The sequence below is a fragment of the Pseudaminobacter sp. Soil_N_29 genome, from assembly GCF_057656055.1.
The window spans coordinates 234,424-252,046 of the sequence record NZ_JBDGLC010000008.1 but is presented as its reverse complement, the minus strand read 5'-3'; the positions used below and the strand labels follow the sequence as shown (position 1 = coordinate 252,046).

16 protein-coding genes and 1 other RNA gene are annotated in these 17,623 nt (G+C 65.5%); 9 read left to right on the top strand and 8 right to left on the bottom strand.

Going from position 1 to position 17,623, the window contains the following annotated elements; translation table 11 throughout:
* Positions 1-286: 286 nt before the first annotated feature.
* Positions 287-712, bottom strand: a complete 426-nt coding sequence (locus AC3A4H_RS18885; protein WP_348779158.1) for a DUF6481 family protein — start codon at positions 710-712, stop codon at positions 287-289.
* Positions 713-930: 218 nt separating this feature from the next.
* Here AC3A4H_RS18885 and AC3A4H_RS18880 point away from each other — a divergent pair, with 218 nt between their 5' ends.
* The 3 genes from AC3A4H_RS18880 (at position 931) to AC3A4H_RS18870 (ending at position 4,297) form a co-directional block, all read left to right on the top strand.
* Complete coding sequence (locus tag AC3A4H_RS18880; protein WP_487768067.1) at positions 931-1,986, top strand: LLM class flavin-dependent oxidoreductase; 1,056 nt, start codon at positions 931-933, stop codon at positions 1,984-1,986.
* Positions 1,987-2,082: 96 nt separating this feature from the next.
* Entirely contained in the window at positions 2,083-3,228 is a 1,146-nt protein-coding gene (locus tag AC3A4H_RS18875; protein ID WP_487768066.1) for an AI-2E family transporter, read from the top strand.
* Between the two features lie 67 nt (positions 3,229-3,295).
* Positions 3,296-4,297: an LLM class flavin-dependent oxidoreductase gene (locus tag AC3A4H_RS18870; protein ID WP_487768065.1), complete on the top strand. Its 1,002-nt coding sequence runs from the start codon at positions 3,296-3,298 to the stop codon at positions 4,295-4,297.
* Between the two features lie 29 nt (positions 4,298-4,326).
* Here AC3A4H_RS18870 and AC3A4H_RS18865 read toward each other — a convergent pair whose 3' ends face one another.
* From AC3A4H_RS18865 to ffs, 5 genes are all read right to left on the bottom strand, one after another.
* Complete coding sequence (locus AC3A4H_RS18865; protein ID WP_487768115.1) at positions 4,327-5,559, bottom strand: lytic murein transglycosylase; 1,233 nt, start codon at positions 5,557-5,559, stop codon at positions 4,327-4,329.
* Between the two features lie 79 nt (positions 5,560-5,638).
* Positions 5,639-6,244, bottom strand: a complete 606-nt coding sequence (gene recR, locus AC3A4H_RS18860; RefSeq protein WP_487768064.1) for a recombination mediator RecR — start codon at positions 6,242-6,244, stop codon at positions 5,639-5,641.
* 137 nt (positions 6,245-6,381) lie between these two features.
* Positions 6,382-6,705: a YbaB/EbfC family nucleoid-associated protein gene (locus tag AC3A4H_RS18855; RefSeq protein ID WP_348779153.1), complete on the bottom strand. Its 324-nt coding sequence runs from the start codon at positions 6,703-6,705 to the stop codon at positions 6,382-6,384.
* A 21-nt stretch (positions 6,706-6,726) separates the two neighbouring features.
* On the bottom strand, positions 6,727-8,544 hold the full coding sequence (locus tag AC3A4H_RS18850) for a DNA polymerase III subunit gamma/tau (RefSeq protein WP_487768063.1): 1,818 nt from the start codon (positions 8,542-8,544) through the stop codon (positions 6,727-6,729).
* 111 nt (positions 8,545-8,655) lie between these two features.
* Positions 8,656-8,753, bottom strand: an RNA gene (gene ffs, locus AC3A4H_RS18845) — signal recognition particle sRNA small type.
* Between the two features lie 136 nt (positions 8,754-8,889).
* Between ffs and AC3A4H_RS18840 the strand changes: the two genes are divergently transcribed.
* Genes AC3A4H_RS18840 through AC3A4H_RS18830 form a run of 3 tightly spaced genes read left to right on the top strand, consistent with a single transcriptional unit; the run spans position 8,890 to position 11,221 of the window.
* On the top strand, positions 8,890-9,312 hold the full coding sequence (locus AC3A4H_RS18840) for an HIT family protein (protein ID WP_348779151.1): 423 nt from the start codon (positions 8,890-8,892) through the stop codon (positions 9,310-9,312).
* A 31-nt stretch (positions 9,313-9,343) separates the two neighbouring features.
* A complete protein-coding gene (gene nudC / locus AC3A4H_RS18835) occupies positions 9,344-10,279 on the top strand; it encodes an NAD(+) diphosphatase (protein WP_487768062.1) in 936 nt (311 codons plus the stop codon).
* Between the two features lie 60 nt (positions 10,280-10,339).
* On the top strand, positions 10,340-11,221 hold the full coding sequence (locus tag AC3A4H_RS18830; RefSeq protein ID WP_487768061.1) for a bifunctional helix-turn-helix transcriptional regulator/GNAT family N-acetyltransferase: 882 nt from the start codon (positions 10,340-10,342) through the stop codon (positions 11,219-11,221).
* 6 nt (positions 11,222-11,227) lie between these two features.
* Here AC3A4H_RS18830 and AC3A4H_RS18825 read toward each other — a convergent pair whose 3' ends face one another.
* Positions 11,228-12,088, bottom strand: coding sequence for a prephenate dehydratase (locus AC3A4H_RS18825; RefSeq protein ID WP_487768060.1), 861 nt, complete (start codon positions 12,086-12,088; stop codon positions 11,228-11,230).
* 2 nt (positions 12,089-12,090) lie between these two features.
* Positions 12,091-12,831 carry a 3-deoxy-manno-octulosonate cytidylyltransferase gene (locus AC3A4H_RS18820; protein ID WP_487768059.1) on the bottom strand — a complete coding sequence of 247 codons (741 nt, stop codon included), beginning with the start codon at positions 12,829-12,831 and terminating at the stop codon, positions 12,091-12,093.
* 200 nt (positions 12,832-13,031) lie between these two features.
* On the opposite strand from AC3A4H_RS18820, the gene AC3A4H_RS18815 reads away from it, so the two are divergent.
* The 3 genes from AC3A4H_RS18815 (at position 13,032) to AC3A4H_RS18805 (ending at position 17,603) form a co-directional block, all read left to right on the top strand.
* Positions 13,032-13,715, top strand: coding sequence for a c-type cytochrome (locus AC3A4H_RS18815; RefSeq protein ID WP_487768058.1), 684 nt, complete (start codon positions 13,032-13,034; stop codon positions 13,713-13,715).
* Between the two features lie 130 nt (positions 13,716-13,845).
* The gene (locus AC3A4H_RS18810; RefSeq protein WP_487768057.1) at positions 13,846-15,738 is read left to right on the top strand and encodes an extracellular solute-binding protein; all 1,893 of its coding nucleotides are present in this window, start codon (positions 13,846-13,848) and stop codon (positions 15,736-15,738) included.
* Positions 15,738-17,603: an extracellular solute-binding protein gene (locus AC3A4H_RS18805; RefSeq protein WP_487768056.1), complete on the top strand. Its 1,866-nt coding sequence runs from the start codon at positions 15,738-15,740 to the stop codon at positions 17,601-17,603. Before AC3A4H_RS18810 ends, AC3A4H_RS18805 begins: the two co-directional genes overlap by 1 nt.
* Positions 17,604-17,623: the final 20 nt, after the last annotated feature.

Genomic DNA, 17,623 nt, shown 5'->3' with positions numbered 1-17,623 from the left:
GCGGCGTTGCAATTATCCTTGCCCTCAAGGCAATCCGTTGCTTCACTGTGCTATTCGGAGGAGCAGGCCATGGCCAAGGGTCAATTGCGCAGCAACAAGGAACCCCGGAAACCCAAGAAGGACGCCAAGAGGCGGGGCGTTGCGCCGGCAGCGCCACAGTCGGTCCAGCCGGTCCATGCGCTCAAACTGAAGGACAAGAAATAGCGCACGACAAGGAACCCCGCGGCGTGGCGCCTTAGGGTTCCTGGTCGAAACGGAAATGCTGGCCGGCAGCCGGCCTTGCGCGTTACGGCCGCGGCGGCGGCGGCATGCGCCCGCTGCGGGCCTTGCGGGCCGCATAGCGCGCGTCGCGCTTTGCCTTGCGCTCGGCTTCGTCCGAGAGCACTCGAGCGATGCGCTCGTTCTCCTCGGCTTCCTTTGCCTTGGCCTCGGCAGCAGCAGCCTCTTCGGCTATCCTGCGCGCCTCGGCTGCGGCAGCCTCGCGTGCAGCCTTCTCGGCGGCTTCGCGGGCAAGCTTTTCCTGCCTGATGCGGGCCTTCTCGGCCTCGCGTATCGCGCGGGCTTCAAGGATGGCCTGGCGCTCGGCCCTGCGGGCCAGCACTTCCGGATCATCGTCCGCCGGTCTTGCCTTGAACCTTTCGAGGAGAGCCTTCTTTGCTTCGTTTGCGGCGTTGCGCCGCTCGTTGAAGTCCTTTTCCCTATAGATTGCCAATTTTCGCCTTTACGTCTCTTATCATTACGAGCCGTTTACATACGCAGCAGAGCCGAGAGTTCAAGCGCCAATTCTGCATTTCGGCCATGCAGCGCGCAGTTGTTGCCCTCGCGGAACGCTTTGTCGCGGCAAATTCGGCCGCCACGGTTCTCTTCCGGGCATCTGGTGCCGGGACCCGCGCATATCTACCTCTACTGATAAACGCTTCGGGAAAAGCCATGCAAATCGGCCTCTACACTTTCGCGGATGTCAGCCCGGTGCCGGGCCCCGGCGCCGTCACGCCCTATCAGCGCCTGCGCGACCTGATGGAGGAGATCGAGCTTGCCGATCAGGTCGGGCTGGACGTGTTCGGGCTTGGCGAACACCACCGGCCCGACTACGCGGCCTCTGCCCCCGCCGTTGCCCTGGCGGCCGCGGCCGAGCGCACCAGCCGCATAAGGCTCACCAGCGCCGTCACGGTGCTCTCCTCCGACGATCCGGTGCGCGTCTTTCAGCAGTTCGCCACGCTCGACCTCATCTCCGGTGGGCGCGCGGAAATCATGGCGGGGCGTGGCTCCTTCATCGAATCCTTACCGCTGTTCGGCTACCGGCTCGAAGATTATGACGAGCTTTTCGCCGAAAAGCTCGAACTGCTCCTGAAGCTGCGCGAGAGCGAGCGCGTCACCTGGTCGGGCGAGTTGCGCCCCTCGATCCACGACCGCGGCGTCTATCCGCGCCCCTATCAGCAACAACTGCCGATCTGGATCGCAGTGGGCGGCACGCCGACCTCGGTCGCCCGCGCCGGCGCGCTCGGCCTGCCGCTGGCGCTCGCCATCATCGGCGGCGAACCGGCCCGCTTCGCGCCGCTGTTCGACCTCTACCGGCAGGCAGCCGCCCGCGCGGGCCGCGATCCCGCCGGGCTCGCCACCAGCCTCAACGTGCACGGCTTCGTCGGCGAAACCGCCGAACAGGCGGCCGACGACTTCTACGGCCCCCAGGCCGAGGTCATGAACCGCATTGGCCGCGAGCGCGGCTGGGGCCCCACCAGCCGGGCCCACTTCGATCAGGCACGGGGGCCCCGGGGCGCGCTGTTCGTGGGCGATCCCGAGCAGGTGGCCGAGAAGATGATCGCCACCCACAAGCTGTTCAGGAACGACCGCTTCCTGCTGCAGATGGCGATCGGCACGCTGTCTCATGCCAAGGTCATGAAGGCCATAGAACTGTTCGGCACCAGGGTCGCGCCGCTGGTGCGCCGCGAGGTCGCCGCCGGCCAGCATACGCGGGCGGCCGGCTGACCGGGAACCAAGTCCCGCCAGGCGCATTGTGCAGCCCACAGGGACTTTTCGCCCGCCGCCTGCCGCGGCGGCCCGCGGTCCGTGGGGGATTCGGAAATGAAGCACGAATTGTCCGAGGCCGGCCCGACGGAATCCGAACGAACCGCATCCGACGTCAGGCACATACGCTCTCTGCTGATCGGCATCTTCGCAATGATGGCAACCTCGGCGCTCTACTTCGGGCGCGATTTCTTCATGCCGGTCATCCTTGCCTGCCTTCTGGCGCTGATCCTGACCCCCATAGTCCGATTTCTGCGCAAGCGCGGAATCCCCGAGCCGGTTTCGGCGACCATCCTGGTCCTCATCACGGTCGGCATCATCGGCATCGGCGGCTATCTGCTCAGCGGCCCCGTCACCAAGCTGATCGACGACGCCCCGGCGATCGGCGTCCAGCTTCACCAGCGGCTTGCCAAGCTGCGCCAGCCCTTCGAAAAGATGATGAACATCTCCCATCAGGTCGAGCGGGCTGCGGAAACCCCGCAGGAACCGGGCGTGCAGCGGGTGGTGATCGCCCAGCCCGGCATCATCTCCCAGGCCGCCAGCAACATCCTCTCGGCCAGCGCGGCGCCGGCAATCACCTTCGTACTGTCGCTGTTCCTGCTCGCCTCGGGCACGCTGTTCTACCAGAAGATCGTGCAGTCCTTTGCCCGGCTCAGCGAAAAGAAGCGCGCGCTGCGCATTGTCTACGACATCGAGCGGGAAATCTCGCACTACCTGCTGACGATCACGATCATCAATATCGGGCTGGGCGTCGTCATCGGTTTCGGCCTGTGGGCCGTCGGCATGCCCACCCCCTTCGTCTGGGGCGCGACGGCAGCGTTGCTCAACTTCCTGCCCTATATCGGCGCGGCGATGAACATCCTGCTGGTGGCGGTGATTGCCATCGTATCGTTCGACAGTCTGTACTACGCCTTGCTCGCGCCCGTGGTGGTGATCGTATGCGACGTTGTCGAGGGCCAGTTCGTCACCCCGCTCATCGTCGGGCGGCGGCTGGAAATCAATGCGGTCTCGATCTTCGTCGCCGTCGCTTTCTGGTCATGGCTGTGGGGCTTCGTCGGCGCGTTGATCGCGGTGCCGCTCCTGGTGGTCATCAAGGTCTTCTGCGACCATTTCGAAAGCCTGCGCCACGTCGGCAATTTCCTCGCCGCCGAGCAGACCGCCGAAAACGGCGAGGAAGAAGAGGCGGCGCCGAAGTCGGCCTGAGACTGCCTTTGCCAAGCCGGCCTCCAGTTCCTATATCCGGGCATCGTGCTGTCCCGGGGAAACTGAAATGACGCCGCTTTCCGTTCTCGACCTGTCGCCGATCATTGAGGGCGGCACCGCCTCCCAATCGTTGGCCAACACGCTCGATCTTGCCCGCCACGCCGAACGCCTCAGCTACAGGCGCTACTGGCTGGCCGAGCACCACAACATGCCCGGCATCGCCAGCGCCGCCACCTCGGTGGTCATCGCCCATGTCGCGGCCGGCACCAGCACCATCCGCGTCGGCGCCGGCGGCATCATGCTGCCCAACCACGCGCCGCTTGTGATCGCCGAGCAGTTCGGCACGCTGGCGGCCCTCCACCCCGGCCGCATCGACCTCGGCCTCGGCCGCGCTCCCGGAACCGACATGCTGACCGCCCGCGCGCTCCGCCGCAATCTCGAGGCCGGCGCCGACAGTTTCCCGCAGGACGTGGTCGAGCTCATCAACTACTTCGCCCCAGCCGAACCCGACCAGCGCCTGCGCGCCGTGCCGGGCGAAGGCCAGGAGGTCGAGGTGTGGGTGCTGGGCTCCAGCCTCTATGGCGCGCAGCTTGCCGCGATACTGGGCCTGCCCTATGCCTTCGCTTCTCATTTCGCGCCGGCCGAACTGGAAAACGCCATCGCCATCTACCGCTCGCGCTTCCAGCCTTCGGAGCGCCTCGACAAGCCCTATGTGATGCTCGGCATGGGCGTCTTCGCCGCCGAGACCGACGCCGAAGCCAGGCTGCTCTTCAGTTCGCAGCAGCAGGCCTTCGTCAATCTGCGCACCGGCCGCGCAGGCCCGCTGCCGCCACCGGTCGAGAACTACGACGCCGATCTCGATCCGGCAGCGCGCGCCATGCTGGCCCAGGCGCTATCCTGCTCCGTCGTCGGCTCGCCCGAAACCGTGCGCCGAGGCCTCGAAGCTTTCATCGAGCGCACCGGCGCCGACGAGCTGATGGTCACGTCGCAGATATTCGACCACGCGGCTCGCCTGCGTTCCTACGAAATCCTCGCCGACGTGCACCGGCAATTGTCGCAGGCGGCTTGAGGGGCAACGCGGCAAGGCGAAATCCGCCCCTACCGCATCGCCTCGACCAGCCCCTTGTCAGGGAAGCAGGTGGCGGCGCGGCCGTTTTTCGCCTGCCAGTCGCCGATCGAGCGGCGTGTCTTGAAGCCCGGCAGGCCGTCGGCGCCGCCGACGTCGTAACCGGCTTGTTCCAGCCCGCGCTGCATGTCGGCAATGTCGGAACGGAACAGCTGGTCCACTTCGCCCCACGCGCCGGCGAAGGGCTTGTCGCCATGGGCGATGCGGTCGGCGCCGTGGCCGATGAACAGGGCGTAGAGGTCGCTCTGGTTGTACTCCTTGAGCACATAAAAGTTCGGCGTGACGATGAAGGCCGGCCCGTTGCGCCCGGCCGGCATCAACAGGAAGCCCTGCTGCCCCATCTCGCTCGCAGGAAACGGCTTGCCCCCTACGCGCTTGATGCCCATCGCCGCCCATTCGGCAATTTTCTTGCCGCGGTCCGGCCCTTCGAGCGCGCAGGACACGCCTGCCGGCACGGTCACCTCGAATCCCCAGTCGCGGCCCTTCGCCCAGCCGTAATGGACGAGATAATTGGCGATGGAAGCCAGTGTGTCGGGCGTCGAGTTCCAGATGTCGGGGTGGCCGTTGCCGTCGAAGTCGACCGCATGCTGGAGATATTTGGAGGGCATGAACTGCGGCTGGCCGAGCGCGCCGGCCCAGGACGATTTCATCGCCTTCACGTCCGCCAGCCCCCGCTCGACGATCTCAAGGGCGGACAGCACCTCGTTGCGGAACATCTCCTTGCGGGTGGCCATGAAGGCTTTGGTGCCAAGCACTTCGAAGGCGTTGTGCGGGATCTTCGCCGTTCCGAATCCCGATTCGCGGCCCCAGATCGCCAGCACCACCGCGCGCGGCACACCGAAGCGTTTTTCGATCGCCGCCAGCGTGGCGGCATTCTGCGCGGCGCGCGTGCGCGCACCGGCGGTGACGTTGCCCAGCGGCCCTAAATAATTGCCCGGCGCGCCGAACTCGGCCTGATGCTGTTTTTGCGGCGTCGTCGGCTTGGTGCCGGGCAGCACGAGGTCCGGCAGCTTCAGATTGGGTTTTATGCCGGCAAAGGCGGCATCGAAGGTCTTTTGCGAGATGCCGCGCTTCTTGGCCTCCGGCCAGAGGTCGTTCTGCAGCCAGGCGCGGAACTGATCGTCGATCTGCGCGGCGGCTGCCGGGCGCACTGCGAGCATGGCCGCGAGAGCAAGGCACAGGACCAGCGGCAGGCCGAGCAGCATGCGCGTCGGGCTGGAATATCGGGTGTGAGAGAGAACCGCGGCTTTTGACTTCATTGTCCCCCCTTGCCGGCAAAATGCGTCAGAAAGCGGTCCGCGATTTCAGTGCCGCGGCAAGCGTTCCCTCATCGAGATAGTCGAGCTCGCCGCCCACCGGCACGCCATGCGCAAGCCGTGTCACCTTCACGTCGAAGGCGGCGAGCTGGTCGGTCAGGTAATGTGCGGTGGTCTGTCCCTCGACGGTAGCGTTGACGGCGATGATGACTTCCTTGATCGCGCCTTCGGACACACGCTGCACCAGTTGCCTGATGTTCAGCTGATCGGGCCCGATGCCGTCGAGAGGCGACAGCGTGCCGCCAAGCACATGGTAGAGCGCGTTCATGGCAGCCGCGCGCTCCAGCGCCCAGAGGTCCGCCACTTCCTCGACCACGATCACGGTGGTGGGGTCGCGGCGCGGGTCGGTGCAGACCGTGCAGGGGTCGACGGTGTCGACATTGCCGCAGGTGGAGCAGACGCGCACCTTCTCCACCGCCTCGCCCATGGCCGCCGCCAGCGGCGCCATCAGCTGCTCCTTCTTCTTGATCAGGTGCAGCGCCGCGCGCCGCGCCGAGCGCGGCCCCAGCCCCGGCACCTTGGCGAGGAGCTGGATCAGGCGTTCGATTTCAGGGCCGGCGATTCGCTTGGACATGTCTATGATTTAGCGCAGGCGCAGGCAAAGCCGCACGAAAATTCGCGCGGCCTTGTCAGCAGACACAGGATTTGAGCCAGGCCGGCCAGCCTGCAAAACCGCATCAGCGGGCGGCCAGGTGCAACGTTCGGACCGCCTCAGAACGGCAGCTTCATGCCGGGCGGAATGGGCAGGCCGGCGGTCAGCGCCTTGGTCTTCTCCTGCATCACCGTCTCGACCTTCGCCTTGGCGTCGTTGTGGGCGGCGATGATCAGGTCCTCGAGAATCTCGGCCTCGTCTTCCTTCAGCAGCGACGGGTCGATCTTCAGCGCCTTCATCTCGAACTTGCCCGAGATCGTCACCTGCACCAGGCCGCCGCCGGCCTGGCCGGTGGCTTCCAGCGTGGCGACCTCTTCCTGCATGGCCTGGAACTTGGCCTGCATTTCCTTCGCCTTGCCCATCAGGCCGAGGAGATCCTTCATGGTCGATAGTCCTTGTTCTGGTCAGTTCTCGTCGTCGTCGTCTTCGACCGGCGGCTCGGCCGGCATGTCGGCATCGGCCGCCTCGGCCTCCGGCGCATCGGGAATACGCACGTCGATGATCTTGGCGCCCGGGAATTTTGCCAAGATCGCCGCGACTGTCGGATCGGCCTTTGCGTCGAGAAACGCGTTCTCGCGCCGCTCGTTTTCCACTTCGGAAAGCGTCTGGCCGCCTTCCTCGCGCGACAGCGCCACCATCCAGTGGCGCCCGGTCCAGGCTTTCAGCTTCACCGTCAGGTCGTTCAGCAGCGTCCGGGGCGCTTCGTCGGTCAGGTTCACGTCCAGCCGACCGGGCTCGACCCTGACCAGCCGCACGCAGCGCTTGACCAGCACCTTCAGCGCCATGTCGCGATGGGCATCGGCGAGGCTGACGATGTCGGCCAGCGACTTGATCGCCACCGCCGGCGGTTCTTCCACCGCTGGCGCCGCATAGGCCATCGGCGCCGGCGTCGCATCGCCCGACACCAGCCGCATGGTCTGGCCGCCGCCATTGTTCGGCTGCATCACGGTCTGCGACACGGCATTGGCGCCGTTGCCCGAACCGCCGCCGGAAGACAGCGGAGAGCCCGACGGGCGCGGCCCGCTGCCACCGGCCGGCGCGCCGTCGCCAAGCGACTTCAGCGCCTCGTCCAGCGTCGGCAGGTCGGCGGCATGGGCCAGGCGGATCAGCACCATCTCGGCCGCGCTGATCGGCCGGTTGGACGACTGCACCTCGGGAATGCCCTTGAGCAGCATTTGCCAAGAGCGCGACAGCACCCGCACGGACAGCTTCTGCGAAAATTCCAGCCCGCGCACGCGCTCGTCCTCGCTCAGCGAGGCATCCTCGGCGGCCGAGGGTACGAAGCGCATGCGGGTGACCAAATGGTTGAATTCGGCAAGGTCGGTCAGCACCGCCACAGGGTCTGCGCCGACATCATATTGCGCGCGCAGGTCCTGCAGCGCGGCGGCGGCATCGCCCTTCATGACGTGCTCGAACAGGTCGACGATGCGCGCCCGATCGGCCAGGCCAAGCATGGCCCGCACCGCCTCGGCGGTCACGTTGCCGGCGCCATGGGCGATCGCCTGGTCGAAGATCGATTGCGCGTCGCGCATGGAGCCTTCGGCCGCGCGAGCGATCATCGAAAGCGCGGCATCCTCGGCCTCGATTCCTTCGAGGCCCGCGATTCGCTTGAGGTCGGCCTTGACCACCGAAGCATCGATGCGGCGCAGGTCGAAGCGCTGGCAGCGCGACAGCACCGTGATTGGGACTTTCCGGATCTCGGTGGTGGCGAAGATGAATTTTACATGCGGCGGCGGCTCTTCCAGCGTCTTCAGCAGGCCGTTGAAGGCCTGCGTGGACAGCATGTGCACCTCGTCGATGATGTAGACCTTGTAGCGCGCCGAAACCGGCGCGTAGCGCACCTGCTCGATGATGTCTCGGATGTCGTCGATGCCGGTGTGCGAGGCGGCATCCATCTCGATCACGTCGGGATGGCGGCCTTCCATGATCGGCTGGCAATGCTCTCCGGGAATGGTCAGGTCGACCGAAGGCTGGTCGATCTCTGCGGTCTTGTAGTTCAGCGCGCGCGCCAGGATGCGCGCGGTGGTGGTCTTGCCCACGCCGCGCACGCCGGTCAGCATCCAGGCCTGCGCGATGCGGCCGGAAGAGAAGGCGTTGGTCAGGGTGCGGACCATCGGCTCCTGGCCGATCAGGCCGGAGAAATCGGTGGGGCGGTATTTACGCGCAAGCACGCGGTAGGCGCCGGCGGCCTTCGTCTGCTGGTCGTTTCCGGCTTCGCTCATCCGCTCTTCAGGTGCTCCATTGGCCGCTGGAAAATCGGCCGATTCCTGCAGTCCCCGCACGAACCGTGCGCCGTCAATCTGCGGCGGACCTGGCGGGCAATCGGCGAAGAGGTGGGAGGCTGGAACAGTGACCCGTTCCGGGGCTCGTTAGGGCTGCTTCCTTCCGGACCTGACCCGGTTGGCGAGTGGATCGTCCACCACCAACCTCCCGTTCCCCATATCGGCAATTGCGCGCTCAATTGCAAGAGCGATGGATTATGTGCCTGCAACAAACATTCCTGCGCATGAAATGCTTGCAGGCCGAGGGTCATCACTCTAGCTTCAATAAAAACAAGGGAAACGCCGATGGTGCCGGGCCTCAAGGCTGGGTTCGAACTGGATGCCAGGCTGGAGGCCGACAGCGAGCCTCTGATGTGGCTTGGCCTATGCGAGCTGCGCATCATGAATGACAGGCGCTGGCCCTGGCTGCTTCTGGTGCCGCAGCGGCAGGGCGTGGAAGAAATCCACGACATGACCCCGCTGGACCAGGCCATGCTCACCTTCGAATGCAACATGGTGGCGCAGGCGCTCAAGCGCGCCACCCGCTGCCAGAAGATCAATACCGGCGCGCTCGGCAACATCGTGCGCCAGCTGCACGTTCATGTCATAGCCCGCAACGAGGGCGACCCGGGCTGGCCGGGCCCGGTCTGGGGCCATGGCATGCGCGAGCCCTATGCGCGGGCCGACCTGCACGGCTTCTGCGAAAAAGTCCGCGCGGCGCTGCAATAGCGCCATGCACGGTTCAGCGGACCTTCCGTCCATGTTTCGCCTCTTCGACGCTCCCGAGCGCGAGCCGAGCCAGTTCGTCGGCTTCGCCGGCAACCGCATCGATCGCCAGGCGGAAAGCCGCGACGGCAATTCCATCGGCGCGGCGCTGGCCCATCCGTCAGCGCGGCTGCTCATCCTGCGCGACGGGCGCGCGCATCTGAAGCTCGTCGATGGCGCGTTCGATCCCTATTTCGCCATTGGCGAGGCCGAGACGCTGGCCGCGCGGCTGGAACAGGTGGTGCTGTTGGGCTTCTCCGACGCCGCCCCGATTCTCGCCGCGCCGGCCGGAATTGCGGCCGAGCAGCTGCCCGAATCGATCAAGGCGATCGACTATCGCTCCATCTACACCCAGGGCCTCGTCGACGCTTCCGCCCTCGGCGCGCTGGCGCAGGCGGCCTCCCTGCTGGCCTGGCACGCCACCCACCGTTTCTGCGGCCGCTGCGGCCACAACACCGAAAGTGGCGACGGCGGCTACAAGCGCGTCTGCCTCAACTGCAACGCCGAGCATTTTCCGCGCACCGACCCGGTGGCGATCATGCTGACGGTGACGCAGGAAAAATGCCTGATGGGTCGCGGACGGCACTTTGCGCCGGGCATGTATTCGGCGCTGGCCGGCTTCATCGAGCCCGGCGAGACCATCGAGGCGGCGGTGCGGCGCGAAACTTTCGAGGAAGCCGGCATCCGGCTCGGCCGGGTCGTCTACCACGCCAGCCAGCCCTGGCCATTCCCGCACACGCTGATGATCGGCTGCTTTGGCGAGGCACTGAACGAGGATATCCACCCCGACACAAAAGAGCTGGAAGACTGCCGCTGGTTCTCGCGCGCCGAGGTTCGCGAGATGCTGGCCGAGGCTCATCCCGGCGGTCTTTGCGTGCCGCCTTCCGGCGCGATCGCCCATCATCTAATCAGGGCCTGGGCGGAAAGCTGACTAGCTGACCAAAGTCAGATAGCTCTTGCGCACCAACAATTGCCTGACTAAAGTCAGGAAATGGACAATTCGAAGATAGCCCAAATCCGTAGCTTCAACCGCGCCGTCACCCGGCGTGTCGGCGCGCTGGAAGAAAGCTATCTCAGCCGCGGGCGTCCCCTCGGCGAGGCGCGGGTGCTTTTCGAAATCGGGCCGGAAGGCGCGGCACTTGGCGCGCTCCGCTCCAGGCTCGGCCTCGATTCCGGCTATCTCAGCCGCATCCTGCGTTCGCTCGAGGCGCAAGGGCTCGTCTCGGTCGAGAAACTCGACGGCGACGCCCGCAGCCGCTACGCAAAGCTGACCGCCAAAGGCCTTAAGGAACACGCCGCCTACGACGCCCTCTCGGACGAGCTGGCCAAGTCCGTACTCGAACCGCTTTCGGAGACCGCGCGGGACCGGCTGGTCGCCGCGATGGCGGAGGTCGAGCGCCTGCTTGCCGCGGCATCCGTCACCATCGAAGAGGAAGACGCAAACGGCGCGGAGGCTCGGCAATGCGTGGCGCTCTATGTCGATGAACTGGCGGCGCGCTTCGAGGAGGGTTTTGACACAAGCAAGGGCAGCACCGCGACCGGCGACGAATTCACCCGTCCGCGCGGCAGCTTCCTCATCGCCCGGCTCGACGGCGACCCCGTCGGCTGCGGCGCGGTGCGCATGCTCGATGCGACCACGGCGGAAATCAAGCGCATGTGGGTTTCGCCTGCCGCGCGCGGGCTGGGCGTCGCCGGCCGCATGCTGCGCAGGCTCGAGGCAATCGCCCGCGAGCTTGGCGCTCAGACGGTCTGCCTGGACACCAACCGCTCGCTTAAGGAAGCCCAGTCGCTCTACCTACGCGAAGGCTATGAAGAGGTCGCCCGCTTCAACGACAACCCTTACGCCGACCACTGGTATTCCAAGCGCCTCTAGGGCGTCTCAGGCGTCGGCGTCCTGCGTGGCGCGGAACTCGTTGGCCGGATAGACGCCGAGAATGCGCACCTCGCGCGAGAAGAAGCGCAGCTCCTCCAGCGCCAGCGCCACCACGCGGTCGTCCGGATGGCCCTCGATATCGACATAGAACTGCGTCGCGGTGAAGGCGCCGAGCTGATAGCTCTCCAGCTTGGTCATGTTGACGCCGTTGGTGGCGAAGCCGCCCATGGCCTTGTAGAGCGCGGCCGGCACGTTGCGCACGCGGAAGACGAAGGTGGTGACCATCGGCACATCCGGCTGGCGCTCGGCCCACTGCTTGGTCTTGGAAAGCACCACGAAGCGGGTGACGTTGTTTTCGGTGTCCTCGACATTCTCTTCCAGTATGTCGAGCCCGTAGAGGTCGGAGGCGAGCCGAGGCGCCAGGGCGGCCATCGTCCGGTTCTGCGTCTCCGCCACCAGCTTGGCGGCGCCCGCCGTGTCGCCGGCCACCATCGGCTTCCAGCCGTTCTTGCGAATGTATTTGCGGCACTGGCCCAGCGCGTGGATGTGGCTGTGCACGGTCTTGATTTCCGAGCGCTGCACGCCCGGAAGCACCATCAGATGGAAATGGATGGGCAGGAAATATTCGCCCACGATGTGCAGTTTCGATTCGGGCAGAAGATGATGGATGTCGGCCACGCGGCCGGCGATCGTGTTTTCGATCGGGATCATGGCCAGGTCTGCCTTGCCGGACTCCACCGCATTGAACGCATCCTCGAAGGTCGGACACGGCAACGGCTCCATATTCGGATAGACGTTGCGGCAGGCGGTGTCGGAATTGGCGCCCGGTTCGCCCTGGAAGGAAATGCGGTTGGTCTTTTCAGCCATGGTCAGGCCCTGTCTTGCTTGCTTAGAATTTCGCGGGCGCGCTCGAGGTCTTCCGGCGTGTCGACGCCCAGCGGCACGGTGGTCACGATTTCGGCGTCGATGCGCATGCCCGCTTCCAGCGCGCGCAACTGTTCCAGCCGCTCGCGCTTTTCGAGCGCCGAGGGCTTGAGCGTCACGAAGCGCTCCAGCGCGGCGCGGCGATAGGCGTAGAGCCCGATATGGTGATAGAGAGGCCCCTCGCCCCACGGCGCGGTGGCGCGGGTGAAATAGAGCGCGCGCAGCCGGGTGTCCGACAGCGGCGAGCCCACGATCTTCACCACGTTCGGATTGGTCTTTTCCTCCTCGCGCTCGATCTCCACGCCCAGCGTGGCGATGTCGACGGCGGGGTCGCTGAACGGGCGCAGCGCGGCGCGGATCGTCTCGGGGTCGATGGTCGGCAGGTCGCCTTGCACATTGATCACGGTTTCGACCGAACCGGCGGGATCAAGCGTGGTCAGCGCCTCGAAAATGCGGTCCGACCCTGATTCGTGGTCGGCGCGCGTCATCACTGCCTCGTGGCCATGGGCGCGCACGGCTTCGGCGATTTCCGCCGCGTCGGTTGCCACCACCACCCGGCCAAGGCCACTCTGTCGCGCACGCTCTGCGACATGCACGATCATGGGCAGGCCGCAAATGTCAGCAAGCGGCTTCCCCGGCAGGCGCGTGGCGCGAAGGCGCGCGGGAATGAGGATGAGTTGCGACATGATTTTTCAGACGATCAACTAAAGGCAACGGTGGAAAGTGGCAAAACGTCTCACTGAAGCCGCCCTTATAGGTGTTGCAACCGACAAGCAAAAGACCTAGTTTCCGCCGAATTCTGCCGGCCGAGGTCGGTGGGGGGACAATACGTCGGCGGCCGGAGACCTGGTTTTCCGTTTCCGGCCTGTCAAGGAGCCAGGGGCGAATGGACTCATTCGAATTTAACAAGATTCTCGGCGGCCTTCTGGGCACCGTTTTTGTAGTTTTCTCCATCTCGATCGCCTCGGAAGCGATCTTCGCTTCGCCCGTTCCTGAGAAGCCCGGCTACGCCATCGAAGCCGCGGAAGCCGAGCCGACCGCAGCCGGCGGCGGCGCTGCCGAGCAGGCCAAGCCGATCGCCGAACTGCTGGCGCATGCCGATGCCAAGGCCGGCGAAGCCGTGTTCAAGAAGTGCACGGCCTGCCACTCGGGCGAAAAGGGCGGCCCCAACAAGGTCGGTCCGGATCTGTGGGACATCGTCAACCGTCCGATCGCTGGTCACGCTGGCTTTTCCTATTCGGCCGGCATGAAGGACTTCGCGCAGGGCGGCACCGTCCACTGGGACTACGACCACCTGAACCACTTCCTCACCTCGCCCAAGGGCTATGTGAAGGGCACGGCCATGGGCTTTGCCGGCATCAAGAAGGACGACGAGCGCGCCAACCTGATCGCCTATCTGCGCACGCTGTCGGACAATCCGGCGCCGCTGCCTGAGGCTGGCGCTGCCCCGGCTGCTCCGGCCGAAGGTGCCGCGCCTGCCGCTCCGGCCGAGGGTGCTGCTCCCGCTGCCCCGGAGGCTCCCGCAGCTCCCGCCGAAGGCGGCGCACCCCAGCCGGCGCCGGCGCAGTAACGAATTAATCATCGCTAGATCATGAAAAAGCCGGGTTCCGCCCGGCTTTTTTATTAGGCTTTCCGCATGTCCTGGCCGATATTGATCGAGCGGCTTGCCCGCGGCACCCGGACGGAACCGGCGACGGAGGATGAGGTTGGCGATGATGGCGGGCCTGGCGCAAACGATCGGTAGATTCGGCCTCGTGCCGGCCCTTCTTGCGGCAAGCCTTCTTTCGGCCTCGGCCGACGAATGGCGCACTTCTTCAAGCCTCGGCGCCCCTTCCAGATATGGCGAAGCCTTCACGCGCTACGACCATGTCAACCCCAACGCGCCGAAGGGCGGCACGCTGAACTCGGTCGTCACCGGCACCTATGACAGCTTCAATCCCTACGTTGTCCAGGGCGCGCCGGCGGCCGGCTTTTCGGAGTTCGGCGGTGGCCTGCTCTACGAGACGCTGATGGAGCAGTCGCTCGACGAGCCCAGCGTCAGCCATCCGATGATCGCGGAAGCCTTCAAGTATCCGGACGATTTCTCCTCGGCCACCTACCGCCTCGACCCGCACGCCAGATGGCACGACGGCACCCCCATCACCGTGGACGATGTCATCTGGTCGTTCAACACGCTGAAGGATAACAGCCCGCGCTACAACCGCTACTACGCCAACGTCACCGAGGCGGTGGCCGTGGGCGACCGCGAGGTCGAGTTCCGCTTCGACCAGAAGGGCAATCGCGAGCTGCCCAAGATCCTGGGCGACCTGGTGGTGCTTCCCAAGCACTGGTGGGAAGGCAGCGACAACAACGGCAAGAAGCGCGACGTTACCCGGCCGACGCTGGAGCCGCCGCTTGGCTCCGGCGCCTACAAGATAGAGAGCTTCAAGCCCGGCTCGGAAATCGTCTGGGCGCGCGTGCCCGACCATTGGTCGGCCAATCTCGGCGTCAATGTCGGCCGCAACAATGTCGACCGCAAGCGCTACACCTATATCCGCGACGACAACGCCGCCTGGCAGGCCTTCACCAAGGGCGGCTACCAGGACGTGCGGGCCGAAAACAGTTCGCGGCGCTGGATGACCGAATACAACTTCCCGGCCGTCAAGTCGGGCGCGGTTCTGAAGAAGGAGTTTCCCAGCACTGCCAACGTGTTCATGCAGGGCTTCGCGCTCAACCTGCGCCGCCCGCAGTTCCAGGACCGCCGCGTGCGCGAGGCGCTGACGCTGGCCTTCGACTTCGAATCGATGAACCGCACCCTGTTCTTCGGCCAGTACACCCGCACCAGCAGCTTCTTCGTAGGAAGCGAGCTTGCATCCAGCGGGCTGCCCAGCGGCAAGGAACTGGAAATACTCGAGCCCTTCAGGGACCAGCTGCCGCCAGAGCTTTTCACGCAGGAGTTCAAGCTGCCGGTCTACGATACGCCGCAGTCCGAGCGGCAGTATCTTCGCCAGGCCGTGGGACTGTTCGCCGAGGCCGGCTGGAAGATCAGCAACGGCAGGATGCTTAACGACAAGGGCGAGCAGTTCAAGATCGAGTTCCTGGGCAGCGGCCCCACCGACGAGGTGATCGCCTCGTCCTTCATCAACACGCTGCGCAAGATCGGCATCGACGCCTCGCTGCGCATGGTCGACACCAGCCAGTACATCAACCGCGTCAACAATTTCGATTTCGACGCCGACACCACCGTCCTCAACCAGTCCACCTCGCCCGGCAACGAGCAGCGCGACTACTGGAGCTCCAAGGCCGCCGACACGCCCGGCTCGCGCAACCTGATGGGCATCAAGAACCCCGTGGTCGACGCGCTGGTCGAGCGCATCATCTTCGCGACCGACCGCGAAGACCTGGTTGCCGCCACCCACGCGCTCGACCGCGTGCTGTTGTGGAACTACTACATGATCCCGCAGTGGCACCGGCCCAAGCAGTGGATCGCCTACTGGAACAAGTTCGGCATGCCCGAGAAGCAGCCGGAATATACCGGCGCCGACATCGATTCCTGGTGGGTCGATCCCGAGAAGGAAAAGGCGCTCGCGACCAACTACAAGAGCGCCGACTGATGCAAGGCCCCCTGCTCTCGCGCCGCGAGTTCCTGGCCCTCGGCTCGGCGGCGGCCCTGCTGCCAGGCGCAGCCTTCGCGGCCGCTCCCACAGGCACCAGGCTGCACGGGCTGTCTGCCTTCGGCGACCTGAAATATCCGGCCAATTTCAAGCAGTTCGACTACGTCAATGCCGAGGCGCCCAAGGGCGGGACCTTCATCTTCTCGCCGCCCAACTGGGTGTTCAACCAGAACCCGCTCACCTTCAACACGCTAAACACTTTCGTGGCCAAGGGCGACGCGCCGCCGCGCATGGAGATGTGCTTCGATTCGCTGATGGCCAGCGCGCTCGACGAGCCGGACGCGCTTTACGGGCTGCTGGCCGAAAGCGTGAGCATCTCCGACGACCGCAACACCGTCGAGTTTTCGCTGCGGCCCGAAGCCCGCTTCCATGACGGCTCGCCCGTGACGGCGCAGGACGTCGCCTATTCCTTTAGCCAGTTCAAAAAGGACGGCCACCCCAGCCTGCTCCTGCCACTCTCACAGATGACCGAGGCCGTCGCGGTGGATGCGCACATCTGCCGCCTGACCTTTTCGGGCAAGCAGTCGGCGCGCACCGTTCTCGACGTCGCCGGTTTCCCGATAGTGTCGAAGGCCTATTTCGAGGCCAACGGCTTCACCACCGGCGGCATGAAGGCGCCGCTGGGCTCGGGGCCTTACAAGGTCGGCCGCGTGGTCGCAGGCCAGACCATCGAATATGAGCGCGTCGAGGACTACTGGGCACGCGACCTGCCCGTCAGCCGCGGCCTCTACAATTTCGACCGCATCCGCATCGAGTTCTACCGCGACCGCCAGGCCGGCTTCGAAGCCTTCAAGAAGGGCGACGTGCTGTTCCGGCAGGAGTTCACCGCCCGCGTCTGGGCGACCGGCTACGACTTTCCAGCCCTCAAGGAGGGCAAGGTCGTCAAGCGCGAGTTCCCGGCCGAGAAGCGGCCGATCATGCAGGCGACCGCCATCAACCAGCGGCGCGAGCGTTTCCGCGATGCGCGCGTGCGCCGGGCCATCGGCATGTGCTTCGATTTCGAATGGGCCCGGCACAACCTGTTCTACGATTCCTACGAGCGTTCGCAGTCCTGCTTCGAGCGCTCGGCCTACCGGGCCGAGGGCCTGCCCTCGCCCGAGGAACTCGCTCTGCTGGAGCCGCTGCGCGGCCAGATTCCCGACGAGGCCTTCGGCGAGGCGGTCATGCAGCCGGTGTCCGACGGTTCAGGGCGCGACCGCAAGCTTTTGGGCGCGGCCGCAAAGCTGCTTGCCGAGGCGGGCTGGAAGCGCAGCGGCCAGTTCGTCCAGAACGACAAGGGCGAGCCGCTGACGCTGGAGATTCTCGTCAACGACGACGCCTTTGTTCGCATCGATTCCCCCTGGGTCGAGAACATGAAGGCAATCGGCATCGACGCCTCGATCCGCCTGGTCGATTCGGCGCAGTTCACCGCCCGCCAGGTCGAGTTCGACTTCGACGTCATCAGCATGGCGCTGTCCTTTGCCGCCACGCCCTCGCGCGACGAGATCGAGGGGCTGTTCCATTCGCGCTCGGCCACGCTGCCGGGCTCCAGGAACCTCCCCGGCATCGCCGATCCGGCGGTGGACGCGCTGGTGGAGGCCGCCGGCCGGGCCGACAGCCGCGAGAGCCTCACCACGGCGCTGCGCGCCCTGGACCGGGTCTTGCGCGCGCGGCAGGACTGGATTCCAAACTGGTATCTTCCGAATCACCGGGCGGCGTTCTGGGATATGTTCGGCTTCAAGGAACCCAAACCCGATTTCGGCTTTCCCGTCGAAGCGCTATGGTGGTTCGACAAGGACAAGGCGGCGGTAATTGGCAAAGCTTGACGATCGCGGCATCACATTTG